At 62.6% G+C, this 25,352-nt stretch carries 16 protein-coding genes and 1 pseudogene; 16 read left to right on the top strand and 1 reads right to left on the bottom strand.

What is annotated here, in order from left to right:
• The first annotated feature begins 118 nt into the window (after positions 1-118).
• The 8 genes and pseudogenes from AC6CIG_RS00120 (at position 119) to AC6CIG_RS00085 (ending at position 10,509) form a co-directional block, all read left to right on the top strand.
• Positions 119-505: a nuclear transport factor 2 family protein gene (locus AC6CIG_RS00120; RefSeq protein WP_100670281.1), complete on the top strand. Its 387-nt coding sequence runs from the start codon at positions 119-121 to the stop codon at positions 503-505.
• 23 nt (positions 506-528) lie between these two features.
• Entirely contained in the window at positions 529-1,929 is a 1,401-nt protein-coding gene (locus tag AC6CIG_RS00115) for an NAD(P)/FAD-dependent oxidoreductase (protein ID WP_498321904.1), read from the top strand.
• A 41-nt stretch (positions 1,930-1,970) separates the two neighbouring features.
• On the top strand, positions 1,971-3,746 hold the full coding sequence (gene xsc, locus AC6CIG_RS00110) for a sulfoacetaldehyde acetyltransferase (RefSeq protein ID WP_498321902.1): 1,776 nt from the start codon (positions 1,971-1,973) through the stop codon (positions 3,744-3,746).
• Between the two features lie 60 nt (positions 3,747-3,806).
• Entirely contained in the window at positions 3,807-4,844 is a 1,038-nt protein-coding gene (locus AC6CIG_RS00105; RefSeq protein ID WP_437416385.1) for a YeiH family protein, read from the top strand.
• Positions 4,844-5,836 carry a phosphate acetyltransferase gene (gene pta, locus AC6CIG_RS00100; protein WP_437406324.1) on the top strand — a complete coding sequence of 331 codons (993 nt, stop codon included), beginning with the start codon at positions 4,844-4,846 and terminating at the stop codon, positions 5,834-5,836. The genes AC6CIG_RS00105 and pta overlap by 1 nt, the downstream gene beginning before the upstream one ends.
• Before the next feature lie 346 nt (positions 5,837-6,182).
• Complete coding sequence (locus tag AC6CIG_RS00095) at positions 6,183-6,941, top strand: SDR family oxidoreductase (protein WP_498321900.1); 759 nt, start codon at positions 6,183-6,185, stop codon at positions 6,939-6,941.
• 226 nt (positions 6,942-7,167) lie between these two features.
• Positions 7,168-7,953: a DeoR/GlpR family DNA-binding transcription regulator gene (locus AC6CIG_RS00090; RefSeq protein ID WP_498321898.1), complete on the top strand. Its 786-nt coding sequence runs from the start codon at positions 7,168-7,170 to the stop codon at positions 7,951-7,953.
• A 79-nt stretch (positions 7,954-8,032) separates the two neighbouring features.
• Positions 8,033-10,509, top strand: a pseudogene (locus AC6CIG_RS00085) (GcvT family protein).
• Between the two features lie 15 nt (positions 10,510-10,524).
• Here the strand turns inward: AC6CIG_RS00085 and AC6CIG_RS00080 are convergent.
• The gene (locus AC6CIG_RS00080; RefSeq protein WP_018098764.1) at positions 10,525-11,394 is read right to left on the bottom strand and encodes a LysR family transcriptional regulator; all 870 of its coding nucleotides are present in this window, start codon (positions 11,392-11,394) and stop codon (positions 10,525-10,527) included.
• A gap of 109 nt (positions 11,395-11,503) precedes the next feature.
• On the opposite strand from AC6CIG_RS00080, the gene AC6CIG_RS00075 reads away from it, so the two are divergent.
• The 8 genes from AC6CIG_RS00075 to AC6CIG_RS00040 all read left to right on the top strand — a co-directional run bounded on the left by AC6CIG_RS00075 (position 11,504) and on the right by AC6CIG_RS00040 (position 25,306).
• Complete coding sequence (locus AC6CIG_RS00075; protein WP_498321897.1) at positions 11,504-13,174, top strand: Na/Pi cotransporter family protein; 1,671 nt, start codon at positions 11,504-11,506, stop codon at positions 13,172-13,174.
• Positions 13,175-13,276: 102 nt separating this feature from the next.
• Positions 13,277-14,473 carry a 2-aminoethylphosphonate--pyruvate transaminase gene (locus tag AC6CIG_RS00070; RefSeq protein ID WP_498321895.1) on the top strand — a complete coding sequence of 399 codons (1,197 nt, stop codon included), beginning with the start codon at positions 13,277-13,279 and terminating at the stop codon, positions 14,471-14,473.
• A 26-nt stretch (positions 14,474-14,499) separates the two neighbouring features.
• Complete coding sequence (phnA, locus tag AC6CIG_RS00065) at positions 14,500-15,774, top strand: phosphonoacetate hydrolase (protein WP_498321893.1); 1,275 nt, start codon at positions 14,500-14,502, stop codon at positions 15,772-15,774.
• A complete protein-coding gene (gene phnY / locus AC6CIG_RS00060) occupies positions 15,771-17,228 on the top strand; it encodes a phosphonoacetaldehyde dehydrogenase (RefSeq protein WP_498321892.1) in 1,458 nt (485 codons plus the stop codon). Before phnA ends, phnY begins: the two co-directional genes overlap by 4 nt.
• A 235-nt stretch (positions 17,229-17,463) precedes the next feature.
• A complete protein-coding gene (locus AC6CIG_RS00055) occupies positions 17,464-18,483 on the top strand; it encodes a putative 2-aminoethylphosphonate ABC transporter substrate-binding protein (RefSeq protein WP_127712357.1) in 1,020 nt (339 codons plus the stop codon).
• Between the two features lie 88 nt (positions 18,484-18,571).
• On the top strand, positions 18,572-19,735 hold the full coding sequence (locus tag AC6CIG_RS00050; RefSeq protein ID WP_498321890.1) for a putative 2-aminoethylphosphonate ABC transporter ATP-binding protein: 1,164 nt from the start codon (positions 18,572-18,574) through the stop codon (positions 19,733-19,735).
• 5 nt (positions 19,736-19,740) lie between these two features.
• The gene (locus AC6CIG_RS00045; protein WP_498321888.1) at positions 19,741-21,783 is read left to right on the top strand and encodes a putative 2-aminoethylphosphonate ABC transporter permease subunit; all 2,043 of its coding nucleotides are present in this window, start codon (positions 19,741-19,743) and stop codon (positions 21,781-21,783) included.
• Between the two features lie 184 nt (positions 21,784-21,967).
• The gene (locus AC6CIG_RS00040; protein WP_498321887.1) at positions 21,968-25,306 is read left to right on the top strand and encodes a M10 family metallopeptidase C-terminal domain-containing protein; all 3,339 of its coding nucleotides are present in this window, start codon (positions 21,968-21,970) and stop codon (positions 25,304-25,306) included.
• The last annotated feature ends 46 nt before the right edge of the window (positions 25,307-25,352 follow it).

Below are 25,352 nucleotides of genomic sequence, written 5' to 3'. Positions count from 1 at the left end.
GCAGCCGATCGGACGTAGTGGGCGCCGCCCCGGACAACCTCTTCCAACCCATTTCAAACGGGCTTAGCGCCGCCCGCCCGGCGAAGCTATGCCCAGGCATGAACAAAGGAATTTCGACATGACTGCCGAAGATCTCGCAAAGCTTTTCGACGCCTTCAACAGGCACGACATCGACGACGTCATGGCCTTTTTCGCCGCCGATTGCGTCTTCAACGCCGTTGCCGGGCCGGAGGCCTGCGGCAAGCGCATCGTCGGCGCTGCGGCGATTGCCGATGCCTTCTCAGGTGTATGGACGGCAATGCGGGATGCCCATTGGGATCATCACAGCCACTTCGTCCACGCTGATCGCGCCGTCTCCGAGTGGACGTTCTCAGGCACCAATGAGGACGGCTCGCGCATCGTCGCTGAAGGCTGCGATCTCTTCACGCTTCGCGACGGAAAGATCGTCCGCAAGCAGGCATTCCGGAAGAACCGGCCGCTCATCGAACCGCAGCCGAGATACTGAGAGCCTCAGGGCAGGATCACGACATGGAACACCAACTGGCCAGACCGATCGCATCGCGGAAGCCCTTCGATCCGACCTATGATCCGATCCGCGCGCCTAACCCCGGCGACGGCAAGGACTATGCGCCGACCTATTGGATCGGCACGGCCGGCACTCCGCCTGCCGACGACGGACCCGTCACACGCGATATGGACGTCGACGTCGCTGTCGTCGGCTCCGGATACACCGGTCTCTCCTGCGCGATCCATCTGGCCCAGGAGCATGGCATCAAGGCGACGGTGCTGGAAGCCAATGGCGTCGCCTGGGGCTGCAGCACCCGCAACGGCGGTCAGGCGCAGATCTCCGCCGGCCGGCTCAAGCGTTCGCAATGGATCGAGCGCTGGGGCGTCGATGTCGCCAAAAGGCTGCATGGCGAAATCAGCGAAGCCTTCGATCTCTTCCGGGACCTGATCCGTTCGCCCGAGATCGACTGCGACCCTCAGGACGGCGGCCATCTTTATATCGCCCACCGCGACAAGGTGATGCCGGCGCTCGAAACCGAGTCGCGGCTTCTCAACGAGGTTTTCGGCTACCGCTCGCGCATGGTCGGCCGCGATGAGGTCCACCGCGACTTCGTACGCGACGAGGAGGCGAGGGGGGCGATGTACGAACCGGACGGCATGGGCATCCACGCGGCCAAGCTGGCCTTCGGCTACCTCAGTCTGGCGCGCAAGCTCGGTGCGCGGGTCCATACGGCAAGCCCCGTTCTCGGCTGCGACTGGAAGAACGGAGCCTATCACCTGGGGACGCCGGGCGGCACCGTTCGTGCGCGCGCCGTCTGCATTGCGACGGCAGGCTATACCTCGCCGGACCTGCATACGCTGACGCGGCACAGGCTGATGCCGATCCTCTCGAACTCGATCGTCACACGCCCGCTGACCGAGGAAGAACGCGCCGAACTGAACTTCAAGACCCGGATCCCGCTCACCGATACGCGCACGCTGCGCCACTACTACCGGATGTTACCGGACGGTCGCGTGCAGATCGGCAGCCGCAGCGCCATTACCGGCCGCGACGCGGTCAACCCCAAACATCTCGATCGGCTGCTCGAAGGGCTCTACCGAAAGTTCCCGATCCTGAAGGGGATCACGATCGACTACTCCTGGTGGGGCTGGGTCGATGTCAGCCACGACATGATGCCGCGCATCTTCCGCCCCGACCCGAAGCAGCCGCTGTTCTACGCCATGGGCTATGGCGGCAACGGGGTCATGTATTCCGCCCAGGCCGGCCGCCGCATGGCCCAGATGGTGGCGGGCAAGGGTGGCGCCCTCGATCTGCCGATCTTCACGTCGCCGCTGCCGAGCCATGGCCTGCTCACGCCGTTCAGACGCCTCGGCCAGTGGGGCATGTATCGCTGGTACTACCTCAAGGATGAAATTCTTTAGCCGCCCGGTCGGCCTTACCCTCAACGCGAAAGGAACATGACATGAAAATGACGACCGAAGAGGCGTTTGTAAAAGTCCTGCAGATGCACGGCATCGAGCATGCGTTCGGGATCATCGGCTCGGCGATGATGCCCGTATCGGACCTGTTTCCGAAGGCGGGCATCCGGTTCTGGGACTGTGCCCACGAGACCAATGCCGGCATGATGGCCGACGGCTTCAGCCGTGCGACCGGCACGATGTCGATGGCGATCGGCCAGAACGGGCCCGGCGTGACCGGTTTCATCACGGCCATGAAGACGGCCTACTGGAACCACACGCCACTGCTCATGGTCACGCCGCAGGCCGCCAACAAGACCATCGGCCAGGGTGGCTTCCAGGAAGTCGACCAGATGGCTATGTTCGAGGAGATGGTCTGCTATCAGGAGGAAGTGCGCGATCCGAGCCGCATTCCCGAGGTCCTTAACCGGGTCATCGAGAAGGCATGGCGCGGTTGTGCACCGGCGCAGATCAACATCCCGCGGGACTTCTGGACGCAGGTCATCGACGTGGACCTGCCGCGCATCGTCCGCTTCGAGCGGCCGGCGGGCGGACCCGCGGCCATCGCCCAGGCCGCGCGGCTGCTTTCGGAAGCGAAGTTCCCGGTCATTCTCAACGGCGCCGGCGTCGTCATCGGCAACGCCATCCAGGAATCCATGGCACTTGCGGAGAAGCTGGATGCGCCGGTGTGCTGCGGCTATCAGCACAACGACGCCTTTCCCGGCAGCCACCGTCTGTCGGTCGGACCCCTGGGCTATAACGGCTCCAAGGCGGCGATGGAATTGATCAGCAAGGCAGACGTCGTGCTCGCCCTGGGTACGCGGCTCAATCCCTTCTCGACGCTGCCTGGCTACGGCATCGACTACTGGCCGAAGGATGCGGCGATCATCCAGGTCGACATCAATGCCGACCGGATCGGCCTGACTAAGAAGGTGACCGTCGGCATCTGCGGCGACGCGAAGCAGGTGGCGCAGCAGATTCTTCAGCAGCTTGCGCCGGCCGCCGGCGACGCGAGCCGCGAGGAACGGAAGGCGCTGATCCACCAGACGCGCTCGGCCTGGCTGCAGCAGCTCTCGTCGATGGACCATGAGGATGACGATCCGGGCACGGAGTGGAACGTCGGCGCACGCCAGCGCGAGCCCGATCGCATGTCGCCTCGCCAGGTCTGGCGGGCGATCCAGGCCGTGCTTCCGAAGGAGGCGATCATCTCCACCGACATCGGCAACAACTGCGCGATAGGCAACGCTTATCCGAGCTTCGAACAGGGCAGGAAATATCTGGCGCCGGGCATGTTCGGCCCCTGCGGATACGGTTTCCCGTCGATCGTCGGCGCCAAGATCGGCTGCCCGGACGTGCCGGTGGTCGGGTTTGCCGGGGACGGCGCCTTCGGCATCTCGATGAACGAGATGACGTCGATCGGTCGCGAGGGCTGGCCGGCCATCACCATGGTGATCTTCCGCAACTACCAGTGGGGAGCGGAAAAGCGGAATACGACGCTCTGGTACGACAACAATTTCGTCGGCACCGAGCTCAATCCGAACCTGAGCTACGCCAAGGTTGCAGATGGCTGCGGCCTGAAAGGCGTGACGGTCGACACGCCGGCCGCACTCACCGAGGCCCTTGCGAAGGCGATCGAGGACCAGGCCAGGGGGATCACCACCTTCGTCGAGGTTATCCTCAACCAGGAACTCGGTGAGCCCTTCCGCCGCGATGCGATGAAGAAGCCGGTAGCGGTGGCCGGCATCGATCGCGCCGACATGCGCACCCAGCGACCTATGTAAGAAGCTCTCGCGACTCGCTCGGCGGTGGTAACCGCCGAGCTCACTCGACGGAAAGAAAAGATGGACGCGATCCCCAAAACCGAGCGACGGAAGCAATCCCTGTCAGTCGTCCTGTCGACCTATGGACCGGGTCTCCTGGTGACGGCCGCCGTCGCCATGGCTGCCCAGTTCCTGTCGGAGCATTACGGGGCGCCGGCGATGCTGATGGCGCTGCTGCTGGGGATCGCCTTCCACTTCCTGGCGGAAGAAGGACGTTGCGTCGCGGGCATCGAGCTTTCGGCAAAGCTGATCTTGAGGATCGGTGTGGCGCTGCTCGGCATGCGCATCAGCGTCGATCTTCTGATCGGCCTCGGCGCCGGCACCATTCTGCTGCTCGTCTCGGCGATCGTGGCAACCATCCTGTTCGGCCTCCTGGCCGCCCGCCTGCTTGGCCGGGGCTGGCGTCTCGCCCTTCTCACCAGCGGCGCGGTCGCCATTTGCGGCGCTTCGGCCGCCATGGCCATCGCCGCCGTGCTGCCCCGCAACGAATTTTCCGAGCGCAATCTGATCTTCACCGTGCTGTCGGTGACCGTGCTCAGCACGCTTGCGATGATCGGCTATCCGATCGTCGCCGAGTATCTCGGGCTTGACGGCCAAGCCACCGGCATCTTTTTCGGCGGCACGATCCATGATGTCGCCCAGGTGGTGGGAGCCGGCTTTTCGGTCTCTCCGGAGGCGGGCGAGACCGCGACGCTCGTCAAGCTCATCCGGGTGACGATGCTGGCGCCGGTGGTCCTGATCTTTTCCCTCGCCCTGCGCGGCGTTCCGCAGGAGGGCGCGTCCATCGGAAAGCGCGCGCCGCTCGTGCCGGGCTTCGTCCTGGCGTTCCTCGTTCTCGCGGGCTTCAATTCCGCCGGGCTGGTGCCGGTGCTCGCAAGCGAGGTCGGGATGGCCATATCCAGATGGGCGCTGCTGGCGGGCATCGTGGCGGTCGGCATGAAGACGTCGCTGCGCCGCGTCCTCGAAGTCGGCGGAGATGCCGTTGCGCTGGTCGTGGCCGAAACGCTGTTCATCGCCGTCTTCATACTCGGCGGCATGTACTATCTGGGACACAGCTGATGAAACCTCTCGATCGCATCATCGACGCCGCCAGGAAAGCGCCGCGGCACATCGTCCTTCCGGAAGGCGAGGACCCGCGGATCGTCGCCGGCGCCGTGCAGGCGAGGCGGGAAGGCGTGGCGGAGATTACGCTGGTCGGAAACCGCGAGGTGGTTGCGCAGAGGCTCGCAGCCCTGGACGCAATCCCGCAGGAATTCCGGATCGAGGACCCGGCGTGCTCTCCGCTTACCGATGATTTCGCGACCGCCTATCTGGAGCACAGAAGGAGCAAAGGCGTGGACGAGACCGCGGCTCGGGCCGCCGTCCTGTCACCGCTGACCTTCGCCGCGATGATGGTGCGCGAAGGAATGGCCGATGGGACTGTCGGCGGCGCGGTCGCAACCACCGCAGACACCGTTCGTGCCGCATTGCAGGTGATCGGCAGGGCGCCCGGCGTCGGGCTCGTCTCCAGTTTCTTCCTCATGATGCTTTGCGAGCCCCATCACGCCAGGAAGGGGGCCTTCGTCTTTGCCGATTGCGGACTGGTCGTGGACCCGGACGCAGCCGGTCTCGCCGACATCGCGCGCATGTCGGCCAAGTCCTTCGAAAGGCTTGCCGGAGAACGGGCAAAAGTCGCGATGCTCTCATTCTCGACAGGCGGCAGCGCCGCTCACGAGCGCGTCTCGAAGGTCGTCGAGGCGACCGGCATGGCGCGGTGCGCCGAGCCCGATCTTATCATCGACGGCGAATTGCAGTTCGACAGCGCCTTCGTCGAGGCCGTCTGTCTGACCAAGGCGCCGCATTCGGCGCTGCGCGGGGAGGCCAACGTCTTCGTGTTTCCGAACCTCGACGCTGCCAATATCGGCTACAAGATCGCCCAGCGGATCGGCGGCGCGACGGCAATAGGACCGATCCTCCAAGGACTTTCACGGCCCGCCAACGACCTTTCGCGCGGCTGCAGTGCGGCCGACGTCTTCCATATGATTGCCGTGACCGTGGTTCAGGCCGCCTGACGCCAGTTTCGCCGCGCCCGCCCATCTCAGGGCTCCACAAAACATCACAAATCGCAAATTAAACGCGTGCATGGTGTCGGTTCATGTAGAGGACGAAATGCAGGGCCGTCTGATGCACCAAAAGCGGGCTGCGAGATTGCGGCCGCCGTGACACCAAGGTGAGGTCATCCGCCTAACAGCAATGACGGGCACCGCGGAAGGGGACAATCTTGTTCCCATCTAGGCCAGTTGCCGGGCAAATGCGTCCGTGTTCGGCCCAAAGCGGACTTCTGCTGAGACAGGAAACGGGTGGCGACCGGCCTGAGGGCGCAATAGCCATCTCCTGCATCATAAACAGGAGATGAAAATGGAACTGGCTAACAAGACCTTGATCGTGACCGGAGCCAGCAGTGGTATCGGAGCAGCCGCCGCCAGATTGTTTGCATCCGAGGGGGCAAATGTCGTTCTGGGCGCGCGACGATCTGATGAACTTCGATCGGTTGCCGAGGACATCACCAGAGGCGGCGGCAGCGTCGTGTACCGTGCAGGTGATGTACTGGATGAAGCCTATGCAGGTGTGCTGACCGAATTGGCCCTGGAGCGTTTCGGCAGCCTGCACGGGGCTTTCAACAACGCAGGCGTGGTGGGTGACATGGTGGCGGTACCTGACATGTCCATTGACAACTGGAACAGAGTAATCTCGACAAACCTAACCAGCGCCTTCTGGGCGGCCAAGGCGCAGGTTCCGGTTATGAAGGAGCAAGGCGGCGGCTCTATTGTCTTCACGTCCTCTTTCGTCGGGTTCAGCAACGGCGGCCTACCAGGTATGGCAGCCTATGCCGCGTCCAAGGCAGGGTTGAATGGGCTTGTCCAATCGCTTGCCGCTGAGCATGCCAGAGAGGGCATCCGGATCAACGCGCTGCTGCCCGGAGGGACAGTTACCCCGGCAGGTGGCGAAGGTAATCCTGAAGCTTTAAAGTTCGTCTCTGACCTGCACCCCATAAAGAGAATGGCTTCGGCTTTGGAGATCGCTCAAGCCGCACTCTTTCTTCTCTCGGATCGGTCCCAGTTCATGACTGGTAGTCCCATGATCGTTGACGGGGGCATGTCGGTCCGCCTCTTATAGTTCATAGGATCGGGTGTCGCAGTGCCGGGAGCATCTGCGACACCAAGAGGACCCATTGCGGTCACCGGATCAAGTGAGAGGTCTCCGCGAAACGAACCATCGCCCTATTGCGGAAGAAATCGTCTTGCTCCGTCACATGAGCCGACACCTGCATTGTAGTTGCACCCGACGCTTCGCGTTCGTGACGTCTCTTGCGGCGAGCCACAAATATTGCAACATTGTTCACATGTCCAAGTTGCCGAACACCCGAGCGCTCGCGCCCCGCCGCCACGAAGAAATATTGAGGCGCGTCGTTTCCGAAGGTTCGGTGAGCATTGCCGAGCTTGCCGCCTATTTCGACGTCTCGCGCGAAACGATCCGCCGGGACATGAAGTTGCTCGCCGACCGCGGCCAGCTCGATGTCGTGCATGGGGGCGCCACACTGTTCGAAACATCCGAGCCGGCGCTGGTCTTGCGAAGCGGGGAAAACGCCGCCGCGAAGGCAGCGATCGGCCGGAGGGCGGCCGAACTGGTGAAGGACGGCATGGTCGTCTTTCTCGACTCCGGCACGACGACGCTGGCCGTCGCGCACGCATTGAGCGGTCCGCGTGACCTGACCATCTGCACCACCGGCCTTGCTATCGCGCTGCACATGTGCCGCCAGCCGCAAGTCCGGGTGCACATGCTGGGTGGCGAGATCGATCCTGCCGAGGAGGCGGCAGTGGGCCTCGACGCGCTGGAAGCAATAGGACGCTTCCGAGTGGACATCGCCTTTCTCGGCGGGGGAGGGCTTTCTCCTGACGGCGAGGTTACCGACTTCACCCGCAACGGCGCCGAGCAGCGCTCGCGGATGATCGCCATGGCGGGCAAAGCCTACTTCGTCCTCGACAGTTCGAAATTCGGGCGGCTGACACCCCTTCGAATACCCGGGTTTCACCAGGCGACCGGTGTGATCGTGGATAGACCGCCGCCCCCTACGATCTCTGAAGCACTCGAGCGAAAAGGCCCGCGCGTCATCGTCGCCACGGCATGATGTTGCATTTTGTTGCATCTATTGTTGCTTTTTGTGAATCCCTGGCTATGCTGACTCCAGTCGATTGGGAGGTCGGTTCATGGCGCAGGAATTTCCAACACAGGCGCGGGTCGTCATCATCGGCGGCGGCATCATAGGCTGCTCGGTCGCCTATCATCTCACAAAGCTCGGCTGGACCGACGTGGTCCTGCTGGAGCAGGGGCAGCTCAGCGGAGGAACCACCTGGCACGCGGCCGGCCTTGTCGGGCAGTTGCGCAGCCATGCCAACATGACCGGCCTCATCCGATATTCGACGCAGCTCTACAGCGAGCTGGAGGCGGAGACGGGCCTTGCGACGGGCTGGAAGAATTGCGGCTCGCTCGCCGTGGCGCGCACGAACGATCGCATGACCGTGCTGAAGCGGACCGCAGCATCGGCGCGGGCGCAAGGGGTTGCCGTCGAGGTGATCTCACCGCGGGAAGCCGCCGATCTCTGGCCGGTGATGGCGATGGACGATCTCGTAGGAGCCGTCTGGCTTCCCGGAGACGGCAAGGCCAATCCGACGGACCTCACCCAGTCGCTGGCGAAGGGGGCGCGCAACCGCGGCGCCCGCATTATCGAGCGCGTGCGCGTGACGGGCATCACGGTTAAGGACGGGACGGTCCGTGGCGTCGAGACCGATGGGGGAATATCGCCGCCGAAATCGTCGTCAATTGCGCCGGCCAGTGGGCGCGCAAGGTCGGGCTGATGTGCGGCGTGACGGTCCCTCTGCACTCGGCCGAGCACATGTGTATCGTCACCGGAAAGATCGAGGGGGTGCATCCCGACCTGCCGGTGCTGCGCGACCCGGACGGCTACATCTATTTCAAGGAGGAAGTCGGCGGTCTCGTCATGGGCGGCTTCGAACCGGAAGCCAAGCCCTGGGGCATGAACGGCATTCCGGATGATTTCGAATTCGCCTTGCTTGCAGATGACTGGGACCAGTTCGAGATCCTGATGCAGAACGCGCTGGTGCGCGTGCCGCAGCTCGAAACGGCCGAGGTCAGAAAATTCTACAATGGGCCGGAGAGCTTCACGCCGGACAATAATTTCATTCTCGGCGAGGCACCGGAACTGCGGAATTTCTATGTAGGAGCAGGGTTCAATTCCATGGGCATCGCCAGCGCCGGCGGCGCCGGGCGGGCTCTTGCCGAGTGGATCGTCAACGGTGCGCCGACAATGGATCTCTGGCCGGTCGACATTCGCCGCTTCGCGAGCTTCAACAACAACCCTCGCTGGCTGCACGACCGGGTGAAGGAAACGCTCGGACTGCACTATGCCATGCCATGGCCGAACCGCGAGCTGCACACAGCGCGGCCCTTCCGGCGCTCGCCGCTCTACGACCGGCTTGCCTCCAAGGGCGCATGCTTCGGCTCGAAGATGGGTTGGGAGCGCGCGAACTGGTTTGCCGAAGCAGGCCAAACACCGGAAACGGACTATGCCTTCGGTCGGCAGAACTGGCATGAGGCAGTAAAGCGAGAGATGAACGCGGCGCGACAAGCTGCTGGGATATTTGATCAAACTTCATTTGCCAAATTTCTCGTGCAGGGGCCCGACGCAGCGAAGGCGCTCAACCGCATCTGCGCCGCGGACGTCGATGTCGAGGTCGGCCGGTCGGTCTATACGGGCATGCTCAACGAACGGGGCGGCTATGAAAGCGACCTGACGGTGATGCGGCTCGCCGTCGACCGGTTCCTCATCGTCACCGGATCCGCGCAGGCGGTGCACGACGCCGACTGGATCCGCAGGAACACCTCACCGGACGCCCGCGTCACCCTCACCGACGTGACATCGGGTTACGCGGTGCTGGCCCTGATGGGACCGAACGCACGGGACATACTCGGGCGGATCACGTCCGCCGACCTCTCGAATGCAGGCTTTCCCTTTGCGACCATCCGCGAGATCGACATCGGCTATGCGACGGCCTACGCCAACCGAATGACCTATGTCGGCGAACTCGGCTGGGAACTGATCGTGCCCAGTGAATTTGCCGTGGGCGTTTACGAGGCGCTGCACCAGGCGGGGCGCGATCTCGGGCTCGTCGATTGCGGCTATTACGCTCTCGAGGCGCTCCGCATCGAGAAAGGCTTTCGCGCCTGGAGCCGCGAATTGACGCCTGACATCAATCCTCACGAAGCGGGGCTCGCCTTCGCCGTATCGTTCGACAAGCCGGGCGGATTCATCGGCCGCGAGGCTTTGATCCGGGCAAAGCAGGTCGGCGCCCCCGTCAGACGCATCGTGCAATTCACCTTGGATGATCCCGAGCCGATGCTTTGGGGCGGGGAACTCATCCTGCGTGACGGCAAACCTGTCGGCGAAGTCCGCTCAGCCGCCTATGGCCACACGCTTGGACGTTCCGTTGCGCTCGGCCTTATAGAGCATGGAGAAGGGGTCGACCGCGAGTTCATCGCAAGCGGGAGTTTCCAGATCGACCTTGCCGGTGAGCGTCACCCGGCGACCGCTCACCTGAAGTGCCCCTACGATCCGAAGTCAGAACGCGTGCGGGCGGATGCCGGGGAGCCGCGAGCCGCCGCCTGAAGCGGGCAGCTCCATTCACCTCTCCGCCAGCGAACGGGCAATTTCGAAGAAGGCGCGCACGAGCTTTCCGCCGCTGCGCTCCTTCAGGCAGATCAATGCCTCGTCCATCAGCATTTCGGCGCCGACGATCTCGATCGGCGCGAGACGTCCGTCCCGGCCGAATTCCGCGGCTGAGACGAAGCCCACCCCGGCACCGGCCGCGACGATCTCCCGCACGGCCTCCCGGCCCTCCGCTTCGATGGCCGGCTTCAGGGTGACGCCTGCGGCGGCCGCGAAATCCTCGAGCTTCTGCCGCGTCTTCGAACCGCGTTCCCGCATCACCAGCGGCTGGCCCGAGAGTTCCTCGAGACTGACTGTGCTTCGCCGGGCGATAGGATGTTCGCTCGACGCGAAAGCGATGATCGGCGTCGAGTTCAGCTTGACGATGTCGAACTCACGGCTCTCGGGAACCTCGCCGAGCACGCCGATGTCGGCCTCGTAGGAATAGAGGCTGGTGATGACCGTTTCCGTGTTGCCGGCCCTGAGCGAGATCTGAACCGACGGATATTTCTGACGAAAGGCCGCAAGGATGTGAAGCAGATGGTGGGCGGCGTCGGCGACGATGCGAAGCGTGCCGGCCCGCAAGGCGCGCGATTCCGATAGCAGATCGAGCGCCTGCTGCTCGGTGTCGAACATGCGTCGGGTGATCTCCAACAGCTGGTGACCGGCCTGGGTCAGCGTCACCTGCTTCTTGTTCCGGTTGAAGAGGAGCACGTCATATTCCTCTTCCAGTTTGCGGACCTGATCCGACACGGCCGGCTGCGTGAGGAACAGCGCCTCTGCTGCACGGGAGAAGCCTCCACAAACTGCAACATTGTGGAACGCGCGAAGCTGGACGTACCGCATGGCCTCTCCCAATCATAAGCTGACCTGATCAAACGATAGAAACGAACGATTTGATTTATGTAAAGGGAAAAGTGACGGTCTTCGGATCGATATTCCGGAGAGATTGAAGATGGCTCTCGTTACTCTCTCGCTGCACCTGGGCGGCGCGACCGTGCTGCTGCTCTACGCGGTGCATCTCGTCCGCAGCGGCGTCGAGAACGCCTATGGCACGTCGTTGAAGCGTGTGCTGGCGAGGGGAGGGGAGCGCCGCATCTACGCCGCCGCAAGCGGCACGGTCCTTGCGGTCCTGCTGCAGAGCTCGACCGCCGTGGCGATGCTCGCCTCCGGTCTTTCGGCAAGCGGCTATCTTACGCTGAACACCAGCCTTGCCGTTCTGCTGGGAGCGGATTTCGGCTCGGCGCTGGTGGTTCGCGTTCTTTCCTTCGACCTGGGCTGGCTGTCGCCGCTCCTGCTTGCGGCCGGCGGACTGCTTTACCTGAAGGGCAGAAGCGACAAGCCCCGCGAGCTCGGCCGCATGCTGCTCGGCATCGGCTTCGTCCTCATGTCGCTGAAGCTGATCGGCGAGGCGACCTTGCCGTTGAAACAGAGCGACGTGTTGCCCGCCATCGTCGGCTATCTCACGGAGGACCAGGTGACGGCGTTCGCGGCGGCGATGCTCTTCACCTGGACCGTGCATTCGAGCGTCGCGGTCCTGATCCTCATCCTGGGTTTCGCCGCACAGGGGCTTTTGCCGGTCGAGGCAGGCCTGCCGCTGATTCTCGGCGCCAATCTCGGCAGCGGGTTGATCGCCATGTGGCTGACGCGCGGGTTTTCAGCCGAGGCGCGGCGCGTCGCGGCCGGCAATCTCCTTTTCCGGGTCTCCGGCGCCTTGATCGCCTTGCCGGCGATCGGCCCCTTGTCGGCAGAACTTCGACATCTTGGCGCAACCCCGGCGGAGCAGCTCGTCCATTTTCATCTGGCCTTCAACGCCTGCCTCGCGATCTTTTGCCTGCCGCTTTCGCAGCTTGCCGCCGGCGCCGTTACTTCTCTCATCAAATCGGATCTCAAGAGCTCCGAAGACGGCGACACGCTTGCCCGAAGAATCAGCGCGCTGGACCGGACTCTGCTCGACAGCCCCGACACGGCCCTCGCCGCCGCGACGCGCGAGGTGCTGTTCATGGGCGAGGTGGTCGAGCGGATGCTCTGTCCGGTGATGGAGCTCCTGGAGCATCCGAGCCCGGCGAAGATCGAGGAAATCCGCCGGCTCGACGGATATGTCAATCGCGCCCACCGCGACATCAAGCTCTATCTCGCAGCAATCCATCGCGGCGTGCTCGATGAGCGTCAGTCGCGGCGGGGTGTCGAACTCATCGACATCGCCATCAATCTCGAACATGCCGGCGACATCGTGTCCAAGACCCTGGTCGAAATCGCCCGCGACAAGCTGGAGAACGGCAACAAGTTCTCCGACGAGGGCTGGACCGAGCTCAAGGTGCTTCACGCCAGCGTGCGCGACAACATGCGTCTCGCTTTCAACCTGCTGGTGTCGGATGACCCGGCGATGGCGCGAAAGCTCGTCCGGGAGAAGGAGCGGGTACGCGCGCTCGTACGGGAAAGTCACGAACGGCATCTGGCGCGATTGCGGGCAGGGCGCCCGGAAAGCGTCGAGTCCAGCAACATGCACCTCGAAGTCGCACGGGCGCTCAAGGAGGTGAACTCCCTTCTCGCCACACTCGCCTATCCAATCCTGAAACAGCGAGGGGATCTGCTCGAGAGCCGTCTTGCGCTTGTGAAAGGATGATAAGCCAAATCTATGAATGGATATGAAATATCGATTTTACAGATACATGTGGGATCGCCATCCTCGCCCATGTCCCGGCAGTTCTCAAAGGAGAGAAACCAGATGCCCGCAGATGCAAAGACGAATGAAGTTCTCGAAGCGCCGAGATTGGGCGAGCCGTACCTGCTGACGCCTGGGCCGTTGACCACCGCCTTTTCCGTAAAGGAGGCGATGCTGCGCGACTGGGGGTCCTGGGACGGCGACTTCCGGGGCATGACGGCCGAGTTGCGTCGCGAACTGCTTGCGATTGCGGGAGACGGAAGCGGCGAATACGACTGCGTCCCCATGCAGGGGAGCGGCTCCTTCTCGGTGGAAGCCATGCTCGGCAGCTTCATTCCCCGCGAGGGCAAGGTTCTGGTGCTGATGAACGGGGCCTACGGTCAGCGCATCGGCCAGACGCTCAAATATCTCGGCCGCACGCATGTCTCGATCGACAAGGGCGACTATATGCCCCCGCGCGGCAGCGAGGTGGCGGCCGCTCTCGACGCAGATCCGGCAATCACCCATGTCGTGGTCGTCCATTGCGAGACGAGCTCGGGCATTCTCAATCCTCTCAAGGAAATTTCCGAGGCAGTCTACAGGCGCGGCCGCAAGCTGCTGGTCGACAGCATGAGCGCCTTCGGCGCTGTGCCCGCCGGTGTCGATGACTTCCGCTACGAGGCGATCGTTTCCTCCGCCAACAAATGCATCGAAGGCGTTCCGGGTTTCGGGTTCGTCATCGCGCGCAAGTCGGAACTGGAGGCTGCGAAGGATCGCAGCCATTCCTTGAGTCTCGACGTCCATGCGCAATGGGCCTACATGAACAAGACGGGACAATGGCGCTTTACTCCGCCGACCCATGTCGTCGCCGCCTTTCTCGAGGCGCTGCGGCTGCATCGCAAGGAAGGCGGCGTTGCCGGACGCGGCGCGCGCTACGCGAACAACCGCGACGTCATGGTCGCCGGCATGCGCCAGCTCGGCTTCGAGACACTGCTAGGCGACGAGTGGCTCTCGCCGATTATCGTGACCTTCTTCAGCCCCGCCCATCCGAAGTTCAATTTCGAGCGCTTCTACGAATTGATGAAGGCGAGGGGCTTCATCATCTATCCCGGCAAGCTCACCGTCGTCGACAGCTTCCGGATCGGCTGCATCGGCCAGATGGACGCGCAAGTGATGGAAAAGGTGGTCGCTGCCGCCGCCGAGAGCCTTGCGGAAATGGGCGTCGACACCGCCACCCCACCGGCGCTCGCGCTCGCCGAGCGCGCCCGCCTCGCCGCCTGACCGATCCCCCTCCAGGAGCACAACAGATGAACCAGATGTCCAAGATTTCGGTGACGGTGAATGGCCGCCGCTACCCATGGCCCCGCGTGCCCGCAATTGCGATCTGCCTCGACGGATGCGAGCCCGCCTATCTCGATGCAGCGATCGAAGCCGGGCTGATGCCCGCGCTGAAGCGCATCAAGGAACGGGGAGCCGTGCGGCTGGCGCACAGCGTCATCCCGAGTTTTACCAATCCCAACAATCTCTCGATCGCAACCGGCAGCCCGCCGGCGGTCCACGGGATTTGCGGGAACTACCTCTATGAGCCGTCGACGGGCGAAGAGGTGATGATGAACGATCCGAAGTTCCTGCGCGCGCCCACCATTTTCCAGGCTTTCTATGATGCAGGTGCCCGTGTCGCGGTCGTCACGGCGAAGGACAAGTTGCGGGCGCTGCTCGGAAAAGGGCTCCGTTTCGATGAAGAGCGCGCCGTCTGCTTCTCGTCCGAAAAATCGGACAAGGCGACCCGCGCGGAGCACGGGATCGACAATGCTTCCGCCTGGCTCGGCCGGCCGGTTCCCGAGGTCTATTCGGCAGCACTTTCGGAATTCGTCTTCGCTGCGGGCGTCAAGCTGCTCAGGGAGTTTCGCCCCGACATCATGTATCTGACGACGACCGACTATGTTCAGCATAAATATGCCCCCGGCGTTCCCGAAGCCAATTCCTTCTACGAAATGTTCGACCGGTATCTCGCCGAACTGGACGGGCTCGGAGCAGCCATCGTCGTCACTGCCGATCACGGCATGAAGCCGAAGCACAAAGCGGACGGCTCACCCGACGTCATCTATGTTCAGGACCTGCTCGACGAATGGCTCGGCAAGGATGCGGCCCGCGTCATCCTGCCGATCACCGACCCCTATGTCGTGCATCACGGCGCGCTCGGGTCCTTTGCCACCGCCTATCTTCCGGACGGATGCGACCGCGGCGAGATCATGGAAAGGCTGAAAGGGATCCAAGGCATCGACGTCGTGCTCGACCGCTCGGAGGCGTGCCGGCGCTTCGAGCTGCCGGAAGACCGCATCGGCGACACCGTCCTCGTTTCATCCGAAAACAAGACGCTCGGCACCAGCGAGCACCGGCACGATCTGGCCGCACTCGACGAACCGTTGCGCTCCCATGGAGGTCTGACCGAGCAGGAGGTTCCCTTCATCGTCAACCGCGGGTTGCCCGAACTCCCGAACGCGCCGCGTCTTCGCAACTTCGATGCGTTTTTCTACGCGGTCACGGCGGCGGCCGAGGCCGGTGCGGAGGGCGCGCTATGACGAAGGCGGAGGTCACAATCGCAGTGCGCCACGAACCGATGCGCATAGCCGGGCGCCTTATCGACACGGACGATCGCATAGAGGTCCGCTATCCCTGGAACGACACTGTCGTCGGCACCGTACCCGCCGGCCGCGCCGAACACGCAAGAGAAGCCTTTGCGATCGCGGCCGCCTATCAGCCGAAGCTCACGCGCTACGAGCGGCAGAAAATCCTGCTGGCGACCGCCGAGGCGCTGGCCGCCCGCAAGGAGGAGATTTCCGACGTCATCACGCTGGAACTCGGCATCTCGAAGGCTGACTCGCTCTATGAAGTCGGGCGCGCCTTCGACGTCTTTACGCTTGCCGGCCAGATGTGCATCCGCGACGATGGCGAGATATTCTCCTGCGACCTCACGCCCCACGGGAAGGCGCGCAAGATTTTTACGATGCGCGAACCCCTGACCGCAATTTCGGCGATCACCCCGTTCAATCACCCGTTGAACATGGTGGCGCACAAGGTCGCGCCGGCGATTGCGACCAATAACTGCGTGGTGGTGAAGCCGACCGAGCTCACGCCGATGACGGCGCTGCTGCTCGCCGACATTCTTTACGAGGCCGGTCTGCCGCCGGAAATGCTTTCCGTCGTCACCGGCTGGCCTGCCGATATCGGCATGGAAATGATCACCAATCCGCATGTCGATCTCGTCACCTTCACGGGCAGCGTTCCTGTCGGGAAATTGATCGCGGCCAACGCGCACTACAAGCGCCAGGTACTCGAACTCGGCGGCAACGACCCGTTGATCATCCTCAACGATCTGTCCGACGACGACCTCGCCAGGGCGGCCGAGCTTGCGGTCGCCGGGGCCACGAAGAATTCCGGCCAGCGCTGCACGGCGGTCAAACGCATTCTCTGCCAGGAGAGCGTCGCGGACCGTTTCGTGCCGATGGTTCTCGAACGGGCGAAGCGCTTGCGTTTCGGTGATCCGATGGACCGCTCTACCGATCTCGGGACCGTCATTCACGAAAAGGCGGCGGCACTTTTCGAAGAGAGGGTGATGCGTGCGGCGGAGGAGGGAGCCGACATTCTCTACCATCCCGGGAGAAGCGGCGCGCTCCTGCCGCCGATCGTCGTCGATCGGGTGCCGCACCAGTCGGACCTCGTGCTGGAGGAGACCTTCGGTCCGATCATACCGATCGTGCGGGTTCCCGACGACGACGAGGCAACGATCGCCCTGTCGAACTCCACGGCCTTCGGCCTCTCCTCCGGCGTCTGCACCAATGATTACCGCAGGATGCAGAAATACATAGCCGGTCTGAAGGTCGGAACGGTCAACATCTGGGAAGTGCCCGGCTATCGGATTGAAATGTCGCCCTTCGGCGGCATCAAAGACTCCGGAAACGGCTACAAGGAAGGCGTGATCGAGGCGATGAAAAGCTTCACCAACGTCAAGACCTTCTCGCTGCCCTGGCCGTAAGACAATCTGCCCCCCAAGTAGCAGCGGAAGGAGCGGCCCGATGGCCGCTCCTTCCATTTCGAGAACCTACGTGAAGCTATATAAGCTGAGACAATACTTATATAAAATAAATAGATTTTACTTATCGATCCATCCCCCGCAGATTTCCCAGGCAGGGCGGATTTCCAGGCGCGCAAGTCGCCGATACCGCCACAAGAGCTTGCCAATTCGAATGCCAACAAAAAGGGGAATTAGCATGCCGTTTTCAAAGATTTTCCTGGGCGCAGCGACTGCCCTCATCCTCACATCTTCCGCCTATGCCGAGACGGAGCTCACCGTCTACACGTCCATCGAAGCGGTCGACCTCGACCGTTACAAGGAGACATTCGAAAAGGCCCACCCCGACATCAAGATCAACTGGGTCCGCGATTCCACCGGCGTGATGACGGCCAAGCTGCTGGCGGAGAAAGACAATCCGCAGGCTGACGTGGTCTGGGGCGTGGCTGCGACATCGCTGCTGCTGCTGAAATCCGAGGGCATGCTCGAACCCTATTCTCCGAAGAACGTAGAGGCGCTCGACCCCCGTTTCGTGGATGGCGACAAGCCGCCGAGCTGGGTGGGTATGGACGCATATGTGGCGGCTCTTTGTTACAATACGGTGGAGGCGGAGAAGCTCGGCCTGACGCCGCCCACCAGCTGGAAGGATCTCACGAAGCCCGAATACAAGGGCCATATCGTGATGCCCAATCCCAATTCCTCCGGCACAGGCTTCCTCGACGTCTCCGCCTGGCTTCAGACGTTCGGCGAAGAGGGAGCCTGGTCTTTCATGGACGCCCTGCACGAGAACATCGCCGCCTATACCCATTCGGGCTCCAAGCCTTGCAAGATGGCGGCATCAGGCGAAACCGTCATCGGCGTATCCTTCGAATTCCCGGGTGCCAAGGCCAAGACGTCGGGCGCGCCCATCGACATCATCTTTCCTTCTGAAGGATCGGGCTGGGAAGCCGAGGCCACGGCGATCATCGCCGGGACGGCCAATCTCGAGGCAGCGAAAACGCTGGTCGACTGGTCGGTCAGCAAGGAAGCCAACGAGATGTACAATGTCGGCTATGCCGTCGTGGCTTATCCCGGCGTCGCCAAGCCGATCGAAAATCTTCCCGACAACGTCGCCGACAAGATGATCGAGAACGACTTCGAGTGGGCCGCAAACAATCGCGCTCGCATTCTGAAGGAATGGCAGAAGCGCTACGACGCGAAATCCGAGCCCAAGTCCTGATCCGCATGCGTCTCACGGGAATGTTCGCGCTTAGCCACGGGCGTTCCCGTCAAGCCTCATCGAATGCCTATTGCCCAGGAGCTTGCGGATGAAACATGCAACAGCCCCCGCGGAGCCGGCCATGCCCGCCTCCGCTACCCGTCAGATCGAAAGACGGCCATTCCTCGAAATCGGCGGCCTCTGGAAGGCCTATGGCGATTTCGTCGCGCTGCGCGACATCGACCTTCAGGTGAAGGAGGGCGAATTCATCTGTTTCCTCGGACCTTCCGGCTGCGGAAAGACCACGCTTCTGAGGGCCATCGCCGGCCTCGACATCCAGTCGCGGGGCACCATTTGGCAAGGCGGGCGGGATATTTCCAGGCTGCCGCCGGCGCAGCGGGACTATGGCATCGTCTTTCAGTCCTATGCGCTCTTCCCGAATCTGACCATCGAGAAGAACATCGCCTTCGGGCTCGAGAATATCGGCCGCCCGCGGCACGAAATCGCCTCCCGCGTCTCCGAGCTTCTGGAACTCGTCGGCTTGGGCAGTCAGGGCCGGAAATATCCGGCCCAGCTATCCGGCGGACAGCAGCAGCGCGTGGCACTTGCCCGCGCCATGGCGATCTCGCCGGGCCTGCTGCTTCTCGACGAGCCTCTGTCGGCGCTCGACGCCAAGGTGCGCGTGCATCTGAGACACGAGATCAAGGAACTGCAGCGCAAGCTCGGCGTCACCACGATCATGGTCACGCACGATCAGGAAGAGGCGCTCTCCATGGCAGACCGGATCGTCGTCATGAATCATGGCGGCATCGAACAGGTCGGTACGCCGACCGAGATCTATCGCCACCCGAGGACACTCTTCGTCGCCGACTTCATCGGCGAGACCAACCAGTTCCCCGCAACGGTCGGGAAGGGCGCGCAAGTCGAAATCGGTCACACGCGATTTGCCTGTGCCGAGCATCGGTTACCGCCGGGTTCGGCGGTCGTAGCCGCTGTCCGTCCAGCCGATATCATCCCGCACGGCGCCGCCGCCCATCGGGCGACCGGGCTCGATGCCGTCGGCAATGCGGACAATCTCATCGACGCCCATGTGGAGGATATGGAGTTTCTCGGCATGTTCTGGCGCACACGGCTCTCAGCCCCGCGCCTGAAAGAGAAGGCGCTCGTTGCGGACTTCTCGACAAACGCGGTTCGCCGCCTGAGCATCGAGATCGGCAGCGCCATCCAGGTCGAAATCCCGCAGGAACGCCTGCTCCTTTTTGCAAAGGCCTGACGCGAATGACGCTTGCTGTCGATTTCCTTCCGCCCGGCCGAGCCGTTCGCCAGCAGATTTCCGGCGACGACAGGCTCAAACGCGCAGTCATGCTCGTCGTCGGCATCTATCTGGTCGTTGCTCTTGCACTACCGCTCTTTGTGATGCTGTCGAAATCGTTCTCCACCTACACGTTCGATCTCCGCCAGTTCGAGTTCCAAGTGAGCGACCAAAGCGGGCAGGGGTGGAGCGATGCCGTGACCGCTGCGGCGCTCAATGCCGCCGTCGCCGCCTTCCCGGAAAGCGAGCTCAAGGCCAGCGCCGATGGGCGGCTGCAGGCGGCGAAGCTCTTCCCGGATTTCAGCTTCCGCAGTCCGGTCAGATATCGCATCCGCGGCACGAGCGACGAGGCGCACTTTCTTGCCGGTTCGCAGCTGGTGCGCGGTACCGAGTGGCAGGAATATGACAGCAACAATTTCCGCAGGGTAATGCTGCGGCCCTCGCGCTCGATCGGGCTTTCCAACTTCGCCGAGTATTTCTCAACGCCTTCGCTCGTCCGTTCGATCAGGAATTCGGTGACGATGGCGCTGATCAGCACCGCAGTCACGCTCGTCGTCGCCTTCGGGCTCGCCTATGCCCTGAACAGAAGCCTGATGCCGGGGAAGGGGCTGTTCAAGCTCATCGCCACGATCCCGATCCTGGTTCCGTCTCTCCTGCCGGGCATCGCGCTCGTGTACCTGTTCGGAAATCAGGGCGTCTTTAAGGATCTGTTGTTCGGCCATTCGATCTATGGCCCGCTCGGAATCGTCGTGGGCTCGGTATTTTTCACGCTGCCGCACGCCTTTCTGATCATATCGACGGCTCTCTCGGTCGCCGATGCTCGTCACTACGAGGCGGCGACGTCGCTTCGCGCAAGCAAGTGGCGGACCTTCTGGACGGTGACCGTGCCCGGTGCCCGATACGGCCTGATCTCCGCGGCTTTCGTGGTCTTCACGCTGGTCATAACCGATTTCGGCCTGCCTAAGGTGATCGGCGGGCAATATGGCATGCTCGCCGTCGACATCTACAAGCAGGTGATCGGTCAGCAGAATTTCGAAATGGGCGCCGTCGTGTCGGTCATCCTGCTCGTTCCGGCCTTTCTGGCCTTCGTCGTCGACCGCATGACGCAGCGCCGGCAGGTGGCTTTGCTTTCCGCGCGCGCCGTCCCCTACGAGCCGAAGCCGCGGCGCGGTTTCGATGCGGCTTGTTTCGCATTCTGCTCCCTGGTCGCGGTCTTCGTCCTCGGGATGATCGGCATGTGCCAGGTTGCGGCGATCGTGAAATTCTGGCCATACGACCTCAGCCCGTCGCTGCGCAACTATGCCTTCGACCTCATGGATGGGGGCGGCTGGGATGCCTATTACAATTCGATCCGGCTCGCTCTGATGACGGCTGTGATCGGCTCGCTGATCGTGTTCACCGGCGCCTACATGGTCGAAAAGACCAAGGGCTTCGGGCTCGGCCGGGCGACCTTTCATATGCTCGCAATGCTACCGATGGCCGTGCCGGGCATGGTGCTGGGACTTGCCTATATCTTCTTCTTCAACCGTACCGCAAACCCGCTTCACGGCATCTACGGCACGATGACCATTCTGGTGCTGTGCACGGTCACGCATTTTTACACCGTCGCCCATCTGACGGCGCTCACTGCGCTGAAGCAGTTGGATCCGGAGTTCGAGGCTGTGGCGGGTTCTCTGAAGATACCTTTCTACAAGCTCTTCTTCCGGGTCACACTGCCGGTTTGCCTTCCTGCCGTGCTGGAGATCGCGATTTATCTCTTCGTCAACGCCATGACGACGGTCTCGGCAGTCGTGTTCCTCTATGCCACGGACACCAAGCTCGCCTCGGTTGCCATCCTGAACATGGATGACGCGGGCGACATAGCGCCGGCGGCCGCGATGGGCATGATGATCTTCTACACCAATGTGGCGGCAAAACTTCTTCATGCGTTTGTATCGCGGCTTCTTCTCGCCCGCACACAGGGCTGGCGGCGTGTATCGCAAAGTGCAGCGGCCACCGCTCCGCACTGACCGCCGCACCGGCTAACGTGACGTCACCCCCGGCTTTGTGGGGGTGACAAGTCGACGTTTCCAATCTCATTATTTCGGGTGGGGCTGACGGGCAGGCGCACGCCAAGCGTGCGGGGTGGAAAATTGGCAGCTGCAGAACGGCAAAGCCGTAAATGCGCACAATCGTCAGAGAGGGAAGCTTAAGATGCCGAACCCTAGCCAGACCAGCGACAATTGGTGGATCAACGATCAGACGCCGGATAACCCTTATGGCAAGAGCGAGGACTATGAGTCCTTTCTCGACTACCTGGGGGCATTGCCCCGCAGTCTGACGCCGGAACTGGCTGCGGGAACGCTGAGGATCAACGTTTACGAGCTCAACGATCACCCCGAATACAAAGCCGCCGCGATCGGCGCGTTGCAGATGTGGGCGTCCGTCACCCCTCTAAAATTCGAGATCGTCGACGACGCACCGTTCGACAGCACGACGGACTGGATGGAGGTCGTCAGCCCCGAGCTCGGGGAGGAGGACGATGGCAGCGCCTATTCGAGCAACCGCTACGTCAGCGTCGGGCAGCGTTTCCACGACACGGAACCCAATAAGACGGACATCGGCGGCTATGTCTTCGATTCCTTCATCCATGAGTTCGGCCATGAATTCGGACTGAACCATCCCGGTCTCTACAATTACAGCGGCCCCGGCGGCGTCCAGATCAACTATCTGAACAATGCGACCTGGACTTATGATCGCCAGCAATACAGCGTGATGTCCTATTTCGACGGTATCGATGTGGGGGAAACCAGCCGCTGGTCTGCCTCGACGCCCCTCATGGCCGACATCGAGGCGGTCATCCGCCGCTTTTTCTCGACCGTCGACGAGAACGGAGTGCGCACTTATCAGCACATCGAGCTCAACACGGGGGACAACGTCTACGGCTTCGGGAGCACGCAATACGGCTATCAGTTGACCTCCTCGGGCATGCAGCATGACATCGGCTTCGCGATTCACGACACGGGCGGAACCGACACGATCGACTTCTCCGGCTCGACCGCGGGTACGATCCTCGACTTGCGCGCCGGTCAGTTCTCCAGCGTCAACGGTCACAGCAACAACGTGTCGATCTTCGCCGGCCACAATGCGGATGGGACCGATTATTACATCGAGAACGGCATCGGCAGCAGCTTCGACGACATTCTGATCGGCAATGACGGCGCCAACACGCTCGATGGCCGCGGCGGTGGCGACCGCATGGCCGGCAATGGCGGCGACGATACTTACTTCGTCGATTCACTTGACGATATCGTTCGTGAGGAGGCCAACGGCGGCAACGACACCGTCATCCTCCTGTCCAGGAGCCTGAAAATCAGGAAAATCGCCAACGTCGAAAACATCATCTATGCCGACGAGTCGACGACGCAGCCTGGCGGCGGCGCCGCGTCCCCGCCCAGCGTCGGCGACAACACGATGACAAGCATCATTTTCGGCGGCAGCGGAAACGATACCCTCGACGGAGGCGCCGGCGACGACACGATCTTTGGTCAGGGTGGTGATGACCTGATTATCGGGGGCCGCGACTCGCTCGCCAGCCGCGACATCAACAATACGATCGACGTCGAAGACCTCGAAGACCAGACCGAGAGCGATGACGGCAACGATACGCTCTACGGCGGGGCCGGCAACGACACGATCCTCGGCGGCCAGGGCAATGATATTCTCGACGGCGGCGCCGGCGACGATACGCTAAGCGGCCAGGACGGAGTCGATATATTCAGGGGCGGGGCGGGGATCGATACCGTCGATTTCAGCAGGGAAAGTCCGTTTCAGCTGCTCGTCAACCTTGCCACGAATGTCGCCAGCGGCGGCACCGCCTCGGGCGACACTTTCTACAGCATCGAAAACCTGATCGGGTCCGATGATCGCATCGACCGCTTCATCGGCACATCCGCCGCAAATCACTTCTGGGGCCAGGGCGGCGGAGATTACTTCAACGGCGGCGGCGGCAACGACACCCTGGATGGCGGCAACGATGGCGACATCCTGTATGGCGAGGCCGGCAATGATACGATCATCGGCGGCGCCGGTCAGGACTATCTGGATGGTGGTTCCGGTATCGACACGGTCGTCTATGCGGGTAGCCCTGACGGCGTCACCATCGATCTTGCCAATGGCACTGCCAGCGGCGGCGACGGTGACGGCCCGGTGCAGATCGTCGGGCGAGGCGCGGTTATCCGGCACGATATGCTGGTCGGCTTCGAAAATGCCGTCGGCTCGTCCTTTGACGATCATCTCATCGGCAATGCGCAGGCCAACGATCTCGCCGGCGGTGCTGGCGACGACACGCTGACCGGCGGCGGCGGCGCCGACAGATTGAACGGCGGCGCCGGCAGCGACACGGCAGACTACGCCGATGCAGCGAGCGGCGTCAGGCTCAGTCTCACTGGAGGCAGGTCCGGCGGAGACACATATGTTTCCATCGAGAATCTCGCAGGGTCGGGGTTCAATGACCGGCTGACCGGCAATAGTGCGGCCAACGTGTTGACCGGCCAGGGCGGCAACGACACGATCGACGGCGGCCGCGGCGACGACACCCTGCTCGGCGATTTTGCCTATCAGGGCGACGCGCCGCCACGCCCGGGCATGGGAACCGGCTACGCGACGCTCGGACCGGACGCGACGAACAACTCGATCGCGGCCGCGTTCGACATCTCCGACAACTTCTCCCTGACCAGCGATCCCGATATCTTCGACTCGACAACCGTCCTTCATACGACCGTCAACGCCACCGGAAACGGCCAGGGCGGATATTACAAGATCGATCTGGCGGCCGGTACGGTGATTACGATCGACATCGACGGAATCGCCGATCCGAACGTCCATGACAGTTGGGTCAGGCTGCTCGACAGCGCCGGCAACATCGTCGCTCAGAACGATGACGGCGGCGGCGATCCGGGCTCTGCCAGCAACCGGGATTCGAGCCTGGTATTCGTGGCTCAGGAGACCGGAACCTATTACATACTGGAAGGCAGCTGGTCGCCCACGGCGCCGGGCGACGGCTGGGCAGAAGCCGTGCCGGCAGGCTCGTCATACGAGCTCAATGTGTCGGTCGAGTTCCCTCCGGCTCCGGCCCAGCCGGGCGTCGCGGGATCGGACACCCTGATCGGCGGCGCAGGCAGCGATCTGCTGGATGGCGGACTGGCGGCCGACATGCTCACCGGCGGCGCGGGAGAGGATACATTCCGCTTCTCGACGGCGCTTGGGAACGGCAATGTCGACTGGATCAAGGACTTCGATGTCATCGACGACACGATCCTGCTGGACAACCTCGTTTTCGAAAGCGTGGGTGGCGAAGGCACTCTCGCCCTGGGCGCATTTTACGGGAGCGCGGGAGGTGTCGCCCATGACGCAGACGACCGCATCATATACGACACGGACAGCGGCGCCTTGTCCTATGACGCCGATGGCGGCGGAGACGTTGCGGCCATTCAGTTTGCGCAGCTGAGCACGAATCTGAAGCTTTCGGCCTCCGACTTCATTATCATCTGACGCACGGATGGGGCGCCTCAGGCGCCCCATCCGCAGCGCCGCGTTT

Source organism: Sinorhizobium sp. GQ132 (assembly GCF_059758575.1).
Note: the sequence above shows the minus strand (reverse complement) of the source record. Positions and strands in the feature narration are given on the sequence as shown.

Coding starts and splice junctions, on each gene's coding strand:
- AC6CIG_RS00090 (WP_498321898.1), top strand. CDS start 7,168: ATGTCCAAGTTGCCGAACACCCGAGCGCTCGCGCCCCGCCGCCACGAA.
- AC6CIG_RS00080 (WP_018098764.1), bottom strand. CDS start 11,394: ATGCGGTACGTCCAGCTTCGCGCGTTCCACAATGTTGCAGTTTGTGGA.
- AC6CIG_RS00115 (WP_498321904.1), top strand. CDS start 529: ATGGAACACCAACTGGCCAGACCGATCGCATCGCGGAAGCCCTTCGAT.
- phnA (WP_498321893.1), top strand. CDS start 14,500: ATGAACCAGATGTCCAAGATTTCGGTGACGGTGAATGGCCGCCGCTAC.
- AC6CIG_RS00070 (WP_498321895.1), top strand. CDS start 13,277: ATGCCCGCAGATGCAAAGACGAATGAAGTTCTCGAAGCGCCGAGATTG.
- xsc (WP_498321902.1), top strand. CDS start 1,971: ATGAAAATGACGACCGAAGAGGCGTTTGTAAAAGTCCTGCAGATGCAC.
- AC6CIG_RS00055 (WP_127712357.1), top strand. CDS start 17,464: ATGCCGTTTTCAAAGATTTTCCTGGGCGCAGCGACTGCCCTCATCCTC.
- AC6CIG_RS00120 (WP_100670281.1), top strand. CDS start 119: ATGACTGCCGAAGATCTCGCAAAGCTTTTCGACGCCTTCAACAGGCAC.
- AC6CIG_RS00050 (WP_498321890.1), top strand. CDS start 18,572: ATGAAACATGCAACAGCCCCCGCGGAGCCGGCCATGCCCGCCTCCGCT.
- AC6CIG_RS00105 (WP_437416385.1), top strand. CDS start 3,807: ATGGACGCGATCCCCAAAACCGAGCGACGGAAGCAATCCCTGTCAGTC.
- AC6CIG_RS00095 (WP_498321900.1), top strand. CDS start 6,183: ATGGAACTGGCTAACAAGACCTTGATCGTGACCGGAGCCAGCAGTGGT.
- AC6CIG_RS00075 (WP_498321897.1), top strand. CDS start 11,504: ATGGCTCTCGTTACTCTCTCGCTGCACCTGGGCGGCGCGACCGTGCTG.
- phnY (WP_498321892.1), top strand. CDS start 15,771: ATGACGAAGGCGGAGGTCACAATCGCAGTGCGCCACGAACCGATGCGC.
- AC6CIG_RS00045 (WP_498321888.1), top strand. CDS start 19,741: ATGACGCTTGCTGTCGATTTCCTTCCGCCCGGCCGAGCCGTTCGCCAG.
- AC6CIG_RS00040 (WP_498321887.1), top strand. CDS start 21,968: ATGCCGAACCCTAGCCAGACCAGCGACAATTGGTGGATCAACGATCAG.
- pta (WP_437406324.1), top strand. CDS start 4,844: ATGAAACCTCTCGATCGCATCATCGACGCCGCCAGGAAAGCGCCGCGG.